Genomic DNA, 16672 nt, shown 5'->3' on the forward strand with positions numbered 1-16672 from the left:
GGGAGCACCCCATGAGCCGCACCGTCAGCGCCAACATCACCCTCTCCCTCGACGGCTTCGTCGCCGGGCCGGAGGGCGACATGTCCTGGCTGGTCGAGACCGCCGTCCACGAGCAGTGCGCGTCGGGCTTCGCCGGCTGGTGGCGCGGCGTCGACACCGTCCTGCTCGGCCGCACCAACTACGAGGGCTTCCACGGCTACTGGCCGGCCGTCGCCGACGACCCGGCCGCCGACCCCCGCAGCCGCGAGCTGTCCCGCTTCCTGAACGGGGTCGAGAAGGTCGTCGTCTCCCGCACGCTCACCGAGGCGACGTGGTCGAACGCCCGCGTCGTGCGCGACCTCGAGGCCGAGGTCCGCGCGCTGCGCGAGGCCGACGGGGGCACCGTCGCCGTGTTCTCCAGCGTCAGCCTCATCCGCGCCCTCCTCGCCGCCGAGCTGCTCGACGAGCTGCGCATCACCCGGGTGCCTGCGGTCCTCGGCGAGGGTCAGCGGTTCCTCGAGGGGTCCCTGCCCCGGTCGACCTGGTCGCTGGAGTCGTTGCAGACCATCCCGACCGGCGCGATCGTCTCCCTCCTGCGGCGTCGGTGAGGAGAACGGTCATGGGCAGCATCGTCCTGTACATGTGGATGTCCCTCGACGGGTTCGTCACCGGGCCCGACGACGGGCCGGGCCAGGGGCTCGGGGTCGGCGGCGAGCGCCTGCACGACTTCCTGACCTTCGACGGCCCCGACCACCCGGGGGCCGCCCACACCCGCGACGAGGTCGGGGCCGCCGTGATGGCCGAGGCCATGGCGACCGGCGCCGTGCTCACCGGCCGGCGCACCTTCGACCTCACCGACGGCTGGGGCGGCGATCACCACGACGGCGTGCCGATCATCGTGCTGACCCGGTCGCCCCGGCCGGCGTCCGGGCACGTCCGCTACGTCGCCGACGTGCACGAGGCGGCCGCGGCGGCCCGCGCGGCCGCGGGCGACAGGAACGTCCTGTTCCACGGGGCCGCCGCCGCCCAGGCCCTGCTGCGCGCCGGCGAGCTGGACGAGATCGCGCTGCAGATCGTCCCCGTCCTGCTCGGCCAGGGGCGCCGGCTGTTCGACGAGATGCCCCCGGAGCACGTCGAGCTCGACCTGGTCCGCAGCGCCGACGGGCCGGGCATGGTCCACCTGCGCTACCGGGTCCGGCGCGCTGTCGATTCCGGTGGTGGGTCCGCGACGTCATGATGAGGGCCCCGACCGCGGAGCCCCGGACCCCGAGGAGACGTCATGGGCCAGTACCTCATCCTGATCTACACCGACGAGCCGTCGTGGGCGACGTTCGGCGAGCAGGAGATCGGCGCGGTCATGGCCGCCCACCAGAGCTTCGGGGCGAAGCACGGGGCGGCGCTGCGGGGCCGCGGCTGGCTGCACCCGACCGCGACCGCCACCACCGTGCGTCGCCCCGACGGCCCGCGGCGCGACGACTTCACCGCCGGCGAGGACGCCCTGGTCACCGACGGGCCCTTCCTCGAGACCAAGGAGGTCCTCGGGGGCTACTACGTCGTCGAGGCCCCCGACCTCGACACGGCGCTCGCCATCGCCCGCGACGTGCCGGAGCCGTTCGGTGGCGTCGAGGTGCGGCCGCTGCGACCGACGGGCAGCGAGTGACCGACCCGGCGCTCGCCGTCGCCGACGCGCACCGTCGCGAGTGGGCCTCCGTGCTCGCCGCGACGGTGCGCGTCACGCGCGACCTCGACCTCGCCGAGGAGTGCGTGCAGGAGGCGTACGCCCAGGCCCTCGTCGCGTGGCGCTACGCCGTGCCGGCGCGGCCCGGCGCATGGCTGACCACGGCGGCCCGCCGCCGGGCCCTCGACCACCACCGGCACGCCGCGGTGGCGCAACGGGCGCTGCCGCTGCTGGTGGTCGACGAGGTGGCCCCGGAACCCGCGGGGCCACCGCCGGACGACCTGCTCGCCCTGCTGTTCACGTGCTGCCACCCCGCGCTGACCGCCGAGGCGCGGGTCGCGCTGACGCTGCGCCTGCTCGGCGGGCTGTCCACCCCGGAGATCGCGCGGGCGTTCCTCGTGAGCGAGCCGACGATGGCCGCCCGCCTCACGCGGGCGAAGAAGAAGATCGCCGCGGCGGGCGTGCCGTTCCGCGTGCCGGCGTCCGACGAGCTGCCGCGCCGGCTCGGCGGGGTGCTCGCGGTCGTCCACCTGGTGCTCACGACCGGGCACACCGCCCCCACCGGGGCCGCCCTCGTGCGCGACGACCTGCTCGACCGGGCGCACGACCTCGCGCGCCTCCTGCGCTCGCGGTTCCCCGACGACCCCGACGTCGCCGGGCTGCTCGCCCTCGTCCTGCTCACCGACGCCCGCCGGGCGACCCGCACCGACCCCGACGGCGGGCTGGTCCTGCTCGCCGACCAGGACCGCTCGCGGTGGGACGCGGCGATGATCGCGGACGGGCGCGCCCTGGTGCTCGAGGCGCTCGCGGCCCGGCCGGTCGGGCGCTACGCGGTGCTCGCCGCGATCGCCGCCGTGCACGCCGATGCCCCGTCGTTCGACGCCACCGACTGGCCCGAGATCGTCGGGCTCTACGACGTCCTCGCCGCGCGCTGGCCCTCGCCCGTCGTCGACCTCAACCGGGCGGTCGCCGTCGGGTTCGCCGACGGGCCCGAGGCCGGGCTCGCGGCGCTCGACGCCCTGACCGGCGAGCCCCGGCTCGCGGGCTACGGCTACCTCGCCGCCGCCCGCGGGGAGCTCCTGCGGCGCGCGGGCCGGCCCGAGGAGGCGCGCACGGCGCTCGAGGAGGCCGCCGCGCTCGCCGGCAACGACGCCGAGCGCGACCTCCTGGACCGGCGCCTGGAGGCCGTCGAGGGTTAGGCGGGCCCCGTCACCGCGAACCGCAGGTGCGCCCCGCCCGCCGGGAACACCTCGCCGGCGAGCTGCCGCAGCCCGAGCGGCCGTCCGGGCGTCACCAGCGGGGTCCCGCCGCCGAGGGCGATCGGGGCGACGAACAGGTCGAGCTCGTCGACCAGACCCGCGTCGAGCAGCGTGCGCATGAGGGCCAGCGAGCCCCAGACCAGCACGATCCCGCCCGGCTCGGCACGCAGCGCCCGCACGTGCGCGACGGCGTCGGGCACGACGCTCGCCGGTGCGTGCCCGCCCCACGGGGCCGCGGTCAGCGTGCTCGACGCGACGACCTTGGGCACGGCGTTCACCAGCGGGGTGATGGGGACGTCGCGGGCGGCCTCCGTGGGCCAGAACGTCACGAACGCCTCGTAGGTGCGGCGGCCGAGCAGCACGGTCTCCACGTCGGCGATCAGCTCCGCGTTGAGCTCCATGCTCCGGGCGTCGCTCGCGGCCGGCACCCCCGCGAAGATCTCCATCTCGTCGGTGGGGCCGGTGGCGAAGCCGTCGATCGAGATCCACTGCTGGGCGACGACACGGCGGTTCACGAGAGTCCGTCCCATCCTCGGTGCAGCGCGGCCCGGAGCTGGTCGAGGCCGGGCTGCTCGACGGGCAGGTGACCCGCATTCTCCAGCATGACGAGCTCGGTGGGCGCCGCGATCCTCTCCAGGAACCGGATGCTGAGCGCGGGCGGGGTCCAGGTGTCGGCCGCGGGGTGGGTGAGCGTCACGGGGCAGACGGTGAAGTCCTCGGGGGCGACGGTCGGCCGCGAGGTCATCCACGTCCGCAGGAAGCGCAGCGACACCCGGCCGCCGCCGCCCCGCGGATCGCGGCACACGAGGTCGGTCAGCGCCGGGTCGGCGGACATCGCCGTCATCCGCGTGAGCCAGCGGACCGGCACGCGCAGGGGGTCGGCGACCCGGGTGGCGCCGAGCAGCGCGGGGCCGTGCTCGCCGAGGAGCGGCCACCGCGCGGCGGCGCGTCGGACGCGGCGGTCGGACGGGTCGGCGAGGCAGGTCGCGACGACGTGGCGCACCCGGTGGTCCCCCGAGGCCCCGACGGTGGCCGCCACCTCGTAGGCGAGCATCCCGCCCAGGCTCGCCCCGAGGAGCACGACCGGGCGGTCCTGGGCGCGCACGAGGTCGGCGACGCAGGCGATCCAGTCCGACCAGGTGACCGGGCCCCCGACGCGCGTGTCGCCGTAGCCGGGCAGGTCGGGCGCGATCACCTCGGCGCGCCCCTCGGCCAGGCGGCCGTACGGCAGCAGCATCGCGCCGTGGCCGCCCGCCCCGTGCAGGACGACGGCGACCACCGGGGCCTCGGGGGCGGGCAGGCGGTGCAGCCGCAGGTCGTGCGGGCCCCAGCGCCACCACTCGCCGGTCGGGGTGGGTCCCCCGTGGAGCGCGGCGGGGTAGTGGGCGAGGTAGTCGACGTCCACGCGCGCAGCCTACGAACCGTCGCGTGCGCCCGGCGTCGGGTGCGAGCATCGGACGATGACCAAGGCCGTGCAGGACATGATGGTCGCGGTCGAGCGCACCCGGGACGCGTTCGCCGCGGCGGTCCGCGCCGGCGACGTCGACGCCGCGCTGGCCGTCGTCACCGACGACGTGGCGCTGGCGACGCTGCCGGCGGGCACCGGCGCCCGGGGCACCGACGCGCTGCGGCGCCACCTCGCCGAGGACGTGCTGCCGCACCGCCCCGCGGACCTCGCGAGCGTCCGCGTCTCGCGCACCGTGGACCGCTGGCGGGTCGTCGACGAGCAGCGCGTGACGTTCACGCACGACGTGGCGCTGCCCTGGCTCCTGCCCGGGGTGGCGCCGACCGGCCGCCGCGTCGAGGTGCTGGCGATCTCCGTGGTCGCCGTGCGCCGCGAGCGGATCACCGAGCACCGCACGCTCTGGGACCAGCACGGCCTGCTCTCCCAGCTCGGCCTGCTCCCCGAGGCGGCCGCCGTCACGCAGGTGTCCTGACCGCCGATCGGGGGCACAATCCCGTGGCGTCCCCACCGTCGCGGACCCCACCCGCTCGAACCCCGGGCGGGCAGGCCGACCAGGAGGGCGTCCCCATGAGTGAAGAGCGCGAGAACACCCGGCCCGCGCGCGCCGACCGGGTCCCCACCGAGGGCAGCGTCGCGTCGGAGTCCGAGCACTCGGCGCTGCGTGCCGACATCCGGCGGCTGTCGACGCTGCTCGGGCGCACGGTGGCCGCGCAGCACGGCGACGACATGCTCGAGCTGGTCGAGAAGGTGCGCCGCCTCGTGCGCGACGTCCCTGAGCGGGGCGACACCGCGATCCGCGACCTGCTCGCCGAGATCGACCCCGGCACCGCCGCGGTCCTCGGCCGCGCGTTCGCGACCTACTTTCACCTGGCCAACCTCGCCGAGCAGCTCCACCGCAGCCAGGAGCGCGCGGCCGTGCACGCCGAGGGACGCGGCCCGCTGCACACCCTGGTCGACCGCCTCGTCAGCGACGCCGACCCCGACGAGCTCGCGACCGCCCTGTCCCGCCTCGAGCTCGAGCCCGTGTTCACCGCGCACCCCACCGAGGCGCAGCGGCAGTCCGTGCTCGGCAAGCTGCGCACGATCGCGGGCGTGCTGGCCGAGGACCTCCCCGACGCGCTCGCCGAGAAGCGGCTGCACCGGCTCGTCGACCTCATCTGGCAGACCGACGAGATCCGCCCCGAGCGCCCGACCGTGCTCGACGAGGCGCGCTCGGTGTCGTACTACCTCGACCAGCTCGGGCGCCGCACGCTGCCGGAGGTGCTCTCCGAGCTCGACGACGAGCTCGAGCGCGTCGGGCTGCGCCTGCCGGAGGGCTCGCGGCCGCTCGTCCTGGGCTGCTGGGTGGGTGGCGACCGCGACGGCAACCCGAACGTCACCGCCGACCTGACGCTCGAGACGATGCGGATCTACGGCGAGCGGGGTGTGCGCATCCAGAGCGACATGCTCGAGGACCTCGTCCAGGAGCTGTCGGTGTCGACACGCCTCGTCGGGGTCTCGGAGGACCTGCGCCGCAGCCTCGCCCGCGACCGCCGCGCGCTGCCGGAGGTCTACGACCGCTTCGTGCGGCTCAACGCCGAGGAGCCCTACCGGCTGAAGTGCTCCTACGTCCACGCGCGCCTGGAGAACACCCGCCGCCGCTACGCCGAGGGCACGCCGCACCAGCCGGGCCGCGACTACCTCGGCGCCGACGAGTACCTCCGCGACCTCGAGGTCATGGACGTCTCCCTGCGCGGCCACCAGGGCGAGCGGATCGCCGACGGGGGCCTGCGCGACGTCATGCGCAGCGCCAACGCCGTCGGGCTGCACCTCGCGAGCGTCGACGTCCGCGAGCACACGAACTACCACCACACGGCGCTGGCGGCGCTGTTCGACCGGCTCGGCGAGCTCGACACCCCGTACGGCGAGCTCGACCACGGCGGGCGCCGGGAGGTGCTCTCGCAGGAGCTGGCCGGGCGGCGCACGCTGACCCCGCGCCGCGACGGGCAGTTCGACGAGTCGGTGACCGAGACCCTCGAGGTCTTCGACTGCATCCGCACCGTGCAGCAGACCTACGGCCAGGAGGCCCTGCACACCTACATCATCTCGATGGCCCAGAACGTCGACGACATCCTCGCCGTCGCCGTGCTGGCGCGAGAGGCGGGGCTGGTCGAGCTGACCGCCGACGGGGCCGCCTCCTCGCTGGACATCGTCCCGCTGTTCGAGACCGCGACCGAGCTGAAGATCTCCGGCGACCTGCTCGACGGCATGCTCTCCGACCCGTCGTACCGGGCGCTCGTCGCCGCCCGGGGCGACGTCCAGGAGATGATGCTGGGCTACTCCGACTCCAACAAGGGCGCCGGGCTCACCACGTCGCAGTGGTCGATCCACCAGGCCCAGCGCCAGCTGCGCGACGTCGCCGCCAAGCACGGCGTGCGGCTGCGCCTGTTCCACGGCCGCGGCGGGTCGGTGGGGCGCGGCGGCGGGCCGGCGGGCGAGGCGATCGCCGCCCAGCCGCACGGCGTCGTCGACGCGGTGATGAAGGTGACCGAGCAGGGCGAGGTCATCTCCGACAAGTATTCGCTGCCCGCGCTGGCCCGGGACAACCTCGAGATCATGCTCTCCGCGGTGCTCGACGCGACGCTGCTGCACCAGACCTCGCGGGTGGAGGCGGCGACGCTCAAGCGCTGGGACGAGGCGATGGACGTCATCTCCGACGCCGCCCAGGAGGCCTACGAGAAGCTGATCTCCCACGAGGGCCTGCCGGACTTCTTCACCCAGGCCACGCCGGTCGACGAGCTCTCGATGCTCAACGTGGGCTCGCGCCCGGGCAAGCGCCCCGGCGCGGGCGGGCAGACCTCGCTGTCGGACCTGCGGGCGATCCCGTGGGTCTTCGGCTGGACGCAGACCCGGATGATCGTGCCGGGCTGGTTCGGCCTGGGCACCGGTCTGAAGGCCGCGCACGACGCCGGCTACTCCGAGGTCGTCGACGAGATGCGCGACTGGGCGTTCTTCGCGAACCTCCTGTCCAACGTCGAGATGACGCTCGCGAAGACCGACATGCGGATCGCCGGGTTCTACGTCGCCGAGCTCGTCGACCCGGAGCTCCAGGAGGTCTTCGAGATCATCAAGACCGAGCACCGGCTCACCGAGCGCGAGGTCCTCAAGCTCTCCACCGGCGGCGCACTGCTCGACGGCAACCCGCTGCTGCGCCGGACCCTCGACATCCGCGAGGGCTACCTCGAGCCCCTGCACCACCTCCAGGTGCACACGCTCGCCGAGCGCCGCAAGGTCAGCGAGCCGGACCCGGACCTGCAGCGCGCGCTGCTGCTCACCGTCAACGGCATCTCGGCGGGGATGCGCAACACGGGCTGACACCAACTAGCCCGGACGGGGCACCGCTCGCCGCGCCCTCTGGTGCTTTCGACGAACCCGCTGACATTCCGAGGGTCACGAATTCCACCGTTGGGGGCATGCGCGCGCCCAGCCCCTCCCCGCGCTCGGGGCGTCGCCGGCTCACCGGCGGCGAGTCGGCGCTGAGCATGCTCCAGGACCTGCCTCACCGGCCCCGGCGTGACGGTCTGGGCCCGGACCGCGGGCGCACCGGAGCGGGTCCGGCGGACGGCGACGCGGAATCGGACTCGCCCGGCCCGTCCACCGCCTCCTGACGGGCGAGGGCTTCCCGGGCACCGCCGAACGGGCCACGCGCGCCCTCCCTGCGGCAGACGGCACGACCGTACGGGCGACACACGAGCGGGCGGACCACCCGTCGCGGAATCGGTTCAGCTCGGCGCGGACCGCCGCGCGCCGCTCGTCGGAGGGTCGCCCGGAGGGCTTCACTGGTGGCGGGCCGGCCCGAACGGACCGGCGGGAGGAGATCCGGTGACCTACGACGCGGTCAGTGCCTACACGGTGCTGTTCGGGGACGGCGAGTCCCCGGCCACCGTCAGCGTGCACGGCTCGGCCGACGAGGCCTGGGGCGCTCTCGACGTCCTCGTCCGGGGGCGTTCCCGCCGGTGGCGGGCCCGGCCCACGGCGGTGGACGAGGACCGGGTCACCGAGCTCGCCGAGCGCTGGCGCCTCTCGGACCCCGAGCGCCGCTACTGGCAGGTCGCCCCGCACCGGCTGCGGGTCACGGTGCCGGCGATCGCCGCCCACCGGCAGCCCCGCCCCGCCTAGGCACCCGGTTCAGACCTTCAGGACCCGCGCGTTCTCGACCTCGGCGGGTCCGAGCGGGCGGAACCGCACGCTGAGGTGACCGAGCCGGCGGGTCTCCCAGCGGTCCAGCGCGGGCAGGAACCCCGCCCGCTCGCAGCCCTTGAGGCTCGCGATGTTCTCGACGCCGACGAAGGTGAGGACGTCGCGGGCACCGAGGTCGCGCGCCTTCTCCGCGATCATCGACATGCCGGCGCTCATGATCCGCCGGCCCTGGTGGCGGGTCGGCGTGAACGCGCCCTCGAGCAGTGCCTCCTCGGGGCCCAGCTCGGGGAAGATACCGTGGAAGAACTCGCGGACCTCGGCGTTCTCGTCCGGCCCGAACAGCCACTGCACGTAGCAGGGGTCGTCGTCCGGGTCGACGGCCACCCAGGGCCGGCCGATCCCGCGCTCGAGGAGCCGCACCCGGGTGTGGCGCTCCCAGCGCTCCGCCTCGTCGACCTCGGCGTGCTCGTCGAGGATGTGCGGGAGGTCGGCCTCGACGAGCGGGCGCACCGAGATCGGGATCTTGGCGACCGGGGTCTCGTGCGCCGCCGAGAGGTCCCGCTTGAGTCCGTAGGCGTGATGGGTCGACGACACCCGCCGGCCGAGCCGCCTCGCGGTGTCCTTGTACGTGCCCGACTCGACGGTGTACCGCGCGGCCCGGGCGTAACGCGCCGCCGTGGCGCCGATGCCCTGGACGTCCACTGTTCTCGCCCCTTCCGGGTCAATGCGGGGGAGCACCCTACCTCCTCGGCGGGCTCGCCCACCCGACACGGGGCGATCTACCGAGCACGCTCGTGACCAGCAGCCGCCGGGCATCGGAGCCCGGCCCCGGTCACGGAGGTGGGTCATGGGCATCACGTCGACGGTGCGCCGCCACCTCCGCGAGGTCCGCTCGGCGCTGCGCGTCGTGATCGCCGTGCTCGGCACCCTGCTGCTCGCCGCGCTGCACACCGGCCGGACCCGCCCGCCGGAGCCCCCCGAGCCCCCGGTCGCCGACGCCCGCTCGCTCGTCGTCCTCGTGCACGGCTTCGGCGCCGGCCCCGACTGCTGGGACGCCGTCGCCGCCGCGCTGGGCGGCCCGGGTGTCGCCGTCGTGACCCACCGCTACACCTGGACCGCCGGCGTCGCCTCGCTCGGCGCGGCCCTGGCCGACGAGGTCGAGAGCCTCGCCCGCCGCAGCGGCGCCCGCTCGGTGACCCTCGTCGGGCACAGCCTCGGCGGCGTGATCGTCGCCGCGAGCCTGGCCGACGGGCGCCTCGCCGGCGTCGTCACCCGCGTCGTCACCGTCGCCGCCCCGCTGCGCGGCACCGGCTGGGCCCGCCTCCTTCCGGTCGGCGCGGTGCGCGACCTGCGCCCCGGCTCGCCCGTCCTGCGCTCGCTCGCCACCCCCGGCGTGCCCTGGACCGCGCTGGCCTCCCACGCCGACGTCGTCGTCGCCCCGGCCGCGGCCGCGCTCGAGGGCACCGAGGCGGTCGTCGTCGACGGCGTCGGGCACTGCGGCCTGCTGCGCGACGCCGGCGTCGTCACCCGGATCGCCGGCCTGGCCCGTCCCGCGCGTCACACCCGCCCCGCCCGGCGCACCCGCACCGCGGCGCTCGCCCTCGCCGCCCGCCCCGTCGCGGCGCGCCCGGCCCTCACGGTCGTCGCCTAGCAAGCGCCCCACACACATCCGCGAACGGGGACTTCCCTCGCCTAGGCCATCGCGCGGTCGGTCGGGTCGATCGGGCGCGGGAGGACGTCGCGACCCGTGAGGAACGCGTCGACACCGGCCGCGGCCGAGCGGCCCTCGGCGATCGCCCAGACGATCAGCGACTGCCCGCGGCCCGCGTCACCCGCGGCGAAGACGCCGGACACGGAGCTCTGGTAGTCCTTGCCGCGCCGGACGTTGCCGCGGTCGTCGTACTCGACGCCGATGCTGTCGAGCAGCCCCTCCTTCTGCGGGCCGAGGAAGCCCATCGCGAGGAAGACCAGGTCCGCGGGGATCTCGCGCTCGCTGCCCTCGACCGGCACGAACTTCCCGTCGACGCGCTCGACGTCCACCAGGCGCAGCGCGCGCAGGTTGCCGTGCTCGTCGCCGAGGAACTCGTCGGTGTTCACCGAGAACATCCGCTCGCCGCCCTCCTCGTGGGCCGAGGAGATGCGGAAGATCATCGGGTAGGTCGGCCAGGGGTTGGTGCCCGGACGCTCCGACGGCGGGATCGGCATGATCTCGAGCTGGGTCACCGACTTCGCGCCCTGGCGGTGCGCGGTCCCGACGCAGTCGGCGCCGGTGTCGCCGCCGCCGATGACGACGACGTCCTTGCCCGCGGCGTCGATGTAGGAGCGCTCGTAGTCGCCCTGCTGCACCTTGTTCGACGGCGGCAGGTACTCCATCGCCTGGTGCACGCCGTGGAGCTCGCGCCCGGTGATCGGCAGGTCGCGCCAGGACGTCGCGCCGACCGAGAGCACGACGGCGTCGTGGTCGGCGCGGAGCTTCTCGACCGACAGGTCGGTGGCGGCCGGTCCCCCGACCTCGACGCCGGCGAAGAACCGCGTCCCCTCGGCCACCATCTGCTCGAGGCGGCGGTCGAGGCGCTTCTTCTCCATCTTGAACTCGGGGATGCCGTAGCGCAGCAGGCCGCCGATGCGGTCGGCGCGCTCGTAGACGGTGACGTCGTGCCCGGCGCGGGTGAGCTGCTGGGCGGCGGCGAGGCCCGCGGGCCCCGAGCCGACGACGGCGACCGACCTGCCGGTCTTCGACTCCGGGAGCACGGGGCGCACGAAACCCTCGTCCCAGGCCCGGTCGATGATCTCGATCTCGACCTGCTTGATCGTCACCGGGTCCGAGTTGATGCCGAGCACGCAGGCGGACTCGCACGGCGCCGGGCACAGCGTCCCGGTGAACTCCGGGAAGTTGTTGGTGGCGTGCAGGCGCTCGATGGCCTCGGCCCAGTCGTCGCGCCAGACCAGGTCGTTCCACTCCGGGATCATGTTCCCGAGCGGGCAGCCCTGGTGGCAGAACGGGATGCCGCAGTCCATGCAGCGCCCGGCCTGCTTGCGCAGTGTCGCCGGGTTGAACTCCTCGTAGACCTCGTGCCAGTCACGGATCCGGATGTCGACGGGCCGGCGCCGCGGGAGCTCCCGGCCGGTGGTCATGAAACCGCGAGGGTCAGCCACGAGCTGCCTCCATGATCGCTTCGTTCACGTCGCGGCCGTTGCGCTCCGCGTCGGCGGTCGCCTGCAGCACCCGCTTGAAGTCGGTGGGCATCACCTTGGTGAACCGCGGCAGGGCGGCCTCCCAGTCGGTGAGCAGGTCGTGGGCCACGGACGAGTCGGTGGCGGCGTAGTGCCGCTCGACGAACGACCGGAGCTCCTCGACGTCGTCGGCACCGACGACCTCGAGCTCGACCATCTGGTGGTTGACCCGGCTCTCCTGCAGGTCGAGCACGTAGGCGATGCCGCCGGACATGCCGGCCGCGAAGTTGCGCCCGGTCGGGCCGAGGATGACCGCGCGGCCGCCGGTCATGTACTCGCAGCCGTGGTCGCCGACGCCCTCGACGACGGCCAGCGCGCCGGAGTTGCGGACGCAGAAACGCTCGCCGACCTTGCCGCGCAGGTACGCCTCGCCGGCGGTGGCGCCGTAGAGGATGACGTTGCCGGCCACGATGTTCTGCTCGGCGACGAACGGGGCCTGCGGGTGCGGGCGCACCGAGAGCCGCCCGCCCGAGAGGCCCTTGCCGAAGTAGTCGTTGGTGTCGCCGATCAGCCGCATCGTCACGCCGTGCGGGAGGAAGGCGCCGAACGACTGGCCGCCGGACCCGGTGAACGTGATGTCGATAGTGTCGTCGGGCAGGCCCTTGCCGCCCCAGCGGCGGGTCACCTCGGAGCCGAGCATCGTGCCGACGGTGCGGTTGACGTTGCGCACCGGCAGCTCGAGGCGCACCGGGGTGCCGTCGGCGATCGCGCCCTCGGCGAGCTGGATCAGCGTGTGGTCCAGCGCCTTCTCGAGGCCGTGGTCCTGCGGCTTGGTCTGGTGCAGCGCCTGCCCCGCGAAGTTCGCCGGCGGCTCCGGGCGGTGCAGGACCGGCGAGAGGTCGAGGCCCTCGGCCTTCCAGTGCGACTCCGCGGCGCGGGTGTCGAGGACCTCGGTGCGCCCGATGGCCTCCTCGATCGACCGGAAGCCCAGCGCCGCGAGGTGCTCGCGGACCTCCTGGGCGATGAACTCCATGAAGGCGACGACGTACTCGGCCTTGCCGTCGAACTTCTGGCGCAGCACGGGGTTCTGGGTCGCGACGCCGACCGGACAGGTGTCGAGGTGACAGACCCGCATCATGATGCAGCCGCTGACCACCAGCGGGGCGGTCGCGAAGCCGAACTCCTCGGCGCCCAGCAGGGCGGCGATGACGACGTCGCGGCCGGTCTTGAGCTGCCCGTCGGTCTGCACGACGATCCGGTCGCGCAGCCCGTTGGCCAGCAGCGTCTGCTGGGTCTCGGCGAGGCCGAGCTCCCACGGGCCGCCCGCGTGCTTGATCGAGCTCAGCGGCGAGGCGCCGGTGCCGCCGTCGTGCCCGGAGATCAGGACGACGTCGGCGTGCGCCTTCGACACCCCCGCCGCGACCGTGCCGACCCCGACCTGCGAGACGAGCTTGACGTGCACGCGCGCCCGCGGGTTGGCGTTCTTCAGGTCGTGGATGAGCTGGGCGATGTCCTCGATCGAGTAGATGTCGTGGTGCGGCGGCGGCGAGATGAGGCCGACCCCGGGCGTGGAGTACCGGGTCTTCGCGATCCACGGGTAGACCTTGTGGCCGGGCAGCTGCCCGCCCTCGCCGGGCTTCGCGCCCTGGGCGATCTTGATCTGGATGTCGTCGGAGTTGACGAGGTACTCGCTGGTCACCCCGAAGCGCCCGGACGCGACCTGCTTCACCGCCGAGCGGCGCGAGTCGCCGTTCGGGTCGCGGGTGAAGCGGCCCGGGTCCTCGCCGCCCTCGCCGGTGTTCGAGCGCCCGCCGAGGCGGTTCATGGCGATCGCCAGCACCTCGTGCATCTCCTGCGAGATCGACCCGTAGGAGATGGCGCCGGTGTTGAACCGCTTGACGATCTCGGCGACCGGCTCGACCTCGTCGATCGGGACCGGGGTGCGGCCGGTCTCGGCGCCGTCCTTGAACCCGAACAGTCCGCGCAGCGTCAGCAGCCGCGAGCTCTGCTCGTCGACCGCCGAGGTGTACTCCTTGAACGTGTCGTAGTTCTGGGTGCGCGTGGAGTGCTGCAGCTTGAACACCGTGTGCGGGTTGAAGACGTGCAGCTCGCCCTCGCGGCGCCACTGGTACTCGCCGCCGACCGCGAGCTCGCGGTGGTCGGGCTTCACGCCGTCCGCGGGCCAGGCCTGGCGGTGGCGGATCGCCACCTCCTCGGCGAGGACGTCGTAGCCCACGCCGCCGAGGCGCGAGGTCGTCCCGGCGAAGCAGTCGTCGACGACCTCGGTGCCGAGGCCGATCGCCTCGAACACCTGGGCGCCCATGTAGGACGCGACCGTCGAGATGCCCATCTTGCTCATCACCTTGCGGACGCCCTTGGCGAGCGCCTCGACAACGTTGCGGGTCGCGGTACCCGAGGTGACGCCGGTGATGACGCCGCGGTCGATGAGGTCGTCGACGGTGTCCAGCGCGAGGTACGGGTTCACCGCGCTCGCGCCGAAGCCCAGCAGCAGCGAGACGTGGTGGGTCTCGCGGACGTCGCCGGCCTCGATCACGAGGTCGACCCGGGTGCGGGTCTTCTCGCGCACGAGGTGATGGTGCACGGCGCCGGTGAGCAGCAGCGACGGGATCGGCGCGTGCTCGGCGTCGGAGTTGCGGTCGGACAGGATGATGATGCGCGCGCCGTCGGCGACCGCGGTGCCGACCTCCTCGCGGATCTCCGCGAGCCGGGCGCGCAGCGCCTCCCCGCCGCCGGCGTGGTGGTAGAGCCCCGACACCACGTACGGCGCGAAGCCGGGCATGTCGCCGTCGTCGTTGATGCCGACGAGCTGGGCGAGCTCGTCGTCGTCGAGCACCGGCAGCGGCAGCACGACGCGGCGGCACGAGGCCGGCGAGGCGTCGAGCAGGTTGGTCTCCGAGCCCAGGTGCACCTGCAGCGAGGTGACGAGCTCCTCGCGGTAGGCGTCCAGCGGCGGGTTGGTGACCTGCGCGAACAGCTGCACGAAGTAGTCGAACAGCACCCGGCTGCGCGAGGAGAACGGCGCGAGCGGCGCGTCGTTGCCCATCGAGCCGGTGGCCTCGGCGCCGGTGGTCGCCATCGGGCGCAGCAGCAGCGAGACCTCCTCGCCGGTGTAGCCGAACGACTGCTGGCGGCGCACGAGGGTGTCGTGCTTGAACGGGATGCGCTCGCGGCTGGGCAGGTCGGCGAGCTCGACCATGCCGGCGTGCAGCCACTCGTCGTAGGGGTGCTCGGCGGCGAGCTCGCCCTTGATCTCGTCGTCGTCGACGATGCGGCGCCCGACGGTGTCGACGAGGAACATGCGGCCGGGCTCGAGGCGGCCCTTGCGCACGATCGTCGTGGGGTCGATGTCGAGGACGCCGACCTCGGAGCCGAGCACGACGAGGCCGTCCTCGGTGACCCAGTAGCGGGCCGGGCGCAGGCCGTTGCGGTCGAGCACCGCGCCGATCACCGAGCCGTCGGTGAACGCCGCGAGCGCCGGGCCGTCCCAGGCCTCCATCAGCGTGGAGTGGTACCGGTAGAAGGCCCGGCGGCCCGGGTCCATCTCGGTGTGGTTCTCCCACGCCTCCGGGATCATCATCAGCACCGCGTGCGGCAGCGTGCGCCCGCCGAGGTGCAGCAGCTCGAGCACCTCGTCGAACGTCGCCGAGTCGCTGGCGTCGGGCGTGACGACCGGGAAGAGCCGGTCGAGCTCGGCCTCCCCGAACGCGCCGGTGGCGAGCATCGACTCGCGCGCGGCCATCCAGTTCCGGTTGCCGCGCAGCGTGTTGATCTCGCCGTTGTGCGCGAGGTAGCGGTACGGGTGCGCGAGGCTCCACGCCGGGAACGTGTTGGTGGAGAACCGGCTGTGCACCAGCGCGATCGAGCTGGTGGTGCGCTCGTCGGAGAGGTCGGCGAAGAACGCCTCGACCTGCGGCTCGGCGAGCATCCCCTTGTAGACGACGGTGCGCCCGGACAGGCTCGGGAAGTAGGTCTCGACGCCCGCCGCGCGCGTCTCGTGCTCGACCCGCTTGCGGACGGCGAAGGCGCGCCGCTCCAGGGTCATCACGATGCCGGCGTCGTCGTCCCCCGCGTTCGGCGTGTCGACGACGTGGTCCACCCCGGCGGGCAGGCCCAGGAAGAGCTGGCGGAACCGCGGCATGACCGCGCGGGCGGTGTCGCCGATGCCGGCGCCGTCCGGGTCGACGGGCAGCTCGCGCCAGGCCAGGACCTCGAGGCCCTCCTCGGCGGCGATGCGCGCGACGATCTCCTCGACGCGCGCCGGGTCGGCGTCCGCGGGCAGGAAACCGTTGCCGACGGCGTAGCGGCCGGCCTCGGGGAGCTCGACGCCCGCCTCGGCGAGGATCGGGCGGTAGAGGCCGTCCGGGACCTGGAGGAGGATGCCGGCACCGTCACCGGTTTCGGGCTCGGCGCCGCGGGCACCCCGGTGCTCGAGGTTCAGCAGCGCCGTGAGGCCGCGGCTGACGGTGCGGTGGTCACGGCGCCCGGCGATGTCGGCCACGAAGGCGACGCCGCAGGCGTCGTGCTCGTACGCCGGGTCGTAGAGCCCCTCGGAACGTCGAGTCTCCACGTGCGCCTCCGATCGTCGCTTCCGTGCAGGTGGTGGTGCCGGGGTCCGGCGTGGTGGTCGTGGGTCCTCCGGAGCGCTCGGGGGTGGCGCTCGTCGGAGGGAGAGGCCCCGGCGCACCGGTCGGGGGTCCGTAGCCGGACGACCGGAGGGGCAATCTGACGTTAACCTCCGCGGCCGTCGCTGCGCACCGTGCGGACGCGTCCGAAAGAGTGCTGATCGCCATAGCGCAGCACCGCGGGACCGGACACGGAGCGCGGTCGGCCGACCGAGGTGTCCCTCGCCGTTGAGGGGGTAACCGGGTCAGGTACTCGAACGTCTGTTCGAGAACCGTGCTGTGGTCCCGGCGGTAT

At 74.1% G+C, this 16672-nt stretch carries 14 protein-coding genes; 9 read left to right on the plus strand and 5 right to left on the minus strand.

Annotated features, from left to right (window positions below; translation table 11 throughout):
- Nucleotides 1-11: 11 nt before the first annotated feature.
- Genes WCD58_RS03345 through WCD58_RS03360 form a run of 4 tightly spaced genes read left to right on the plus strand, consistent with a single transcriptional unit; the run spans nt 12 to nt 2856 of the window.
- Nucleotides 12-587: a dihydrofolate reductase family protein gene (locus tag WCD58_RS03345; protein ID WP_337699464.1), complete on the plus strand. Its 576-nt coding sequence runs from the start codon at nt 12-14 to the stop codon at nt 585-587.
- An 11-nt stretch (nt 588-598) separates the two neighbouring features.
- The gene (locus WCD58_RS03350; RefSeq protein WP_337699466.1) at nt 599-1216 is read left to right on the plus strand and encodes a dihydrofolate reductase family protein; all 618 of its coding nucleotides are present in this window, start codon (nt 599-601) and stop codon (nt 1214-1216) included.
- Between the two features lie 42 nt (nt 1217-1258).
- Nucleotides 1259-1639: a YciI family protein gene (locus WCD58_RS03355; protein ID WP_337699468.1), complete on the plus strand. Its 381-nt coding sequence runs from the start codon at nt 1259-1261 to the stop codon at nt 1637-1639.
- Nucleotides 1636-2856, plus strand: a complete 1221-nt coding sequence (locus WCD58_RS03360; protein ID WP_337699470.1) for an RNA polymerase sigma factor — start codon at nt 1636-1638, stop codon at nt 2854-2856. The genes WCD58_RS03355 and WCD58_RS03360 overlap by 4 nt, the downstream gene beginning before the upstream one ends.
- On the opposite strand, the gene WCD58_RS03365 is transcribed toward WCD58_RS03360, so the two are convergent.
- The gene (locus tag WCD58_RS03365; protein WP_337699472.1) at nt 2853-3431 is read right to left on the minus strand and encodes a dihydrofolate reductase family protein; all 579 of its coding nucleotides are present in this window, start codon (nt 3429-3431) and stop codon (nt 2853-2855) included. The two genes, WCD58_RS03360 and WCD58_RS03365, sit on opposite strands and share 4 nt — an antisense overlap.
- Nucleotides 3428-4321 carry an alpha/beta hydrolase gene (locus WCD58_RS03370; protein ID WP_337699475.1) on the minus strand — a complete coding sequence of 298 codons (894 nt, stop codon included), beginning with the start codon at nt 4319-4321 and terminating at the stop codon, nt 3428-3430. The genes WCD58_RS03365 and WCD58_RS03370 overlap by 4 nt, the downstream gene beginning before the upstream one ends.
- A 55-nt stretch (nt 4322-4376) precedes the next feature.
- On the opposite strand from WCD58_RS03370, the gene WCD58_RS03375 reads away from it, so the two are divergent.
- The 4 genes from WCD58_RS03375 to WCD58_RS03390 all read left to right on the plus strand — a co-directional run bounded on the left by WCD58_RS03375 (nt 4377) and on the right by WCD58_RS03390 (nt 8539).
- On the plus strand, nt 4377-4853 hold the full coding sequence (locus WCD58_RS03375) for an ester cyclase (RefSeq protein WP_337699477.1): 477 nt from the start codon (nt 4377-4379) through the stop codon (nt 4851-4853).
- Between the two features lie 95 nt (nt 4854-4948).
- Nucleotides 4949-7735 (plus strand): phosphoenolpyruvate carboxylase, encoded by a 2787-nt coding sequence (gene ppc / locus WCD58_RS03380; protein ID WP_337699479.1) that lies wholly within the window; start codon nt 4949-4951, stop codon nt 7733-7735.
- Between the two features lie 98 nt (nt 7736-7833).
- Nucleotides 7834-8028 carry a hypothetical protein gene (locus WCD58_RS03385; protein WP_337699481.1) on the plus strand — a complete coding sequence of 65 codons (195 nt, stop codon included), beginning with the start codon at nt 7834-7836 and terminating at the stop codon, nt 8026-8028.
- Nucleotides 8029-8242: 214 nt separating this feature from the next.
- Complete coding sequence (locus WCD58_RS03390; protein ID WP_337699482.1) at nt 8243-8539, plus strand: hypothetical protein; 297 nt, start codon at nt 8243-8245, stop codon at nt 8537-8539.
- Between the two features lie 9 nt (nt 8540-8548).
- On the opposite strand, the gene WCD58_RS03395 is transcribed toward WCD58_RS03390, so the two are convergent.
- Nucleotides 8549-9298 carry a GNAT family N-acetyltransferase gene (locus tag WCD58_RS03395; protein WP_337699485.1) on the minus strand — a complete coding sequence of 250 codons (750 nt, stop codon included), beginning with the start codon at nt 9296-9298 and terminating at the stop codon, nt 8549-8551.
- Between the two features lie 109 nt (nt 9299-9407).
- Between WCD58_RS03395 and WCD58_RS03400 the strand changes: the two genes are divergently transcribed.
- Nucleotides 9408-10211, plus strand: coding sequence for an esterase/lipase family protein (locus WCD58_RS03400; RefSeq protein ID WP_337699487.1), 804 nt, complete (start codon nt 9408-9410; stop codon nt 10209-10211).
- 41 nt (nt 10212-10252) lie between these two features.
- Here the strand turns inward: WCD58_RS03400 and WCD58_RS03405 are convergent, their stop codons facing one another.
- Both WCD58_RS03405 and gltB read right to left on the minus strand, forming a co-directional pair.
- Nucleotides 10253-11716, minus strand: coding sequence for a glutamate synthase subunit beta (locus WCD58_RS03405; RefSeq protein ID WP_337699489.1), 1464 nt, complete (start codon nt 11714-11716; stop codon nt 10253-10255).
- Complete coding sequence (gltB, locus tag WCD58_RS03410; RefSeq protein WP_337699491.1) at nt 11709-16322, minus strand: glutamate synthase large subunit; 4614 nt, start codon at nt 16320-16322, stop codon at nt 11709-11711. The genes WCD58_RS03405 and gltB overlap by 8 nt, the downstream gene beginning before the upstream one ends.
- Nucleotides 16323-16672: the final 350 nt, after the last annotated feature.

Source organism: Actinomycetospora flava (assembly GCF_037400335.1).
Taxonomy (GTDB): domain Bacteria; phylum Actinomycetota; class Actinomycetes; order Mycobacteriales; family Pseudonocardiaceae; genus Actinomycetospora; species Actinomycetospora flava.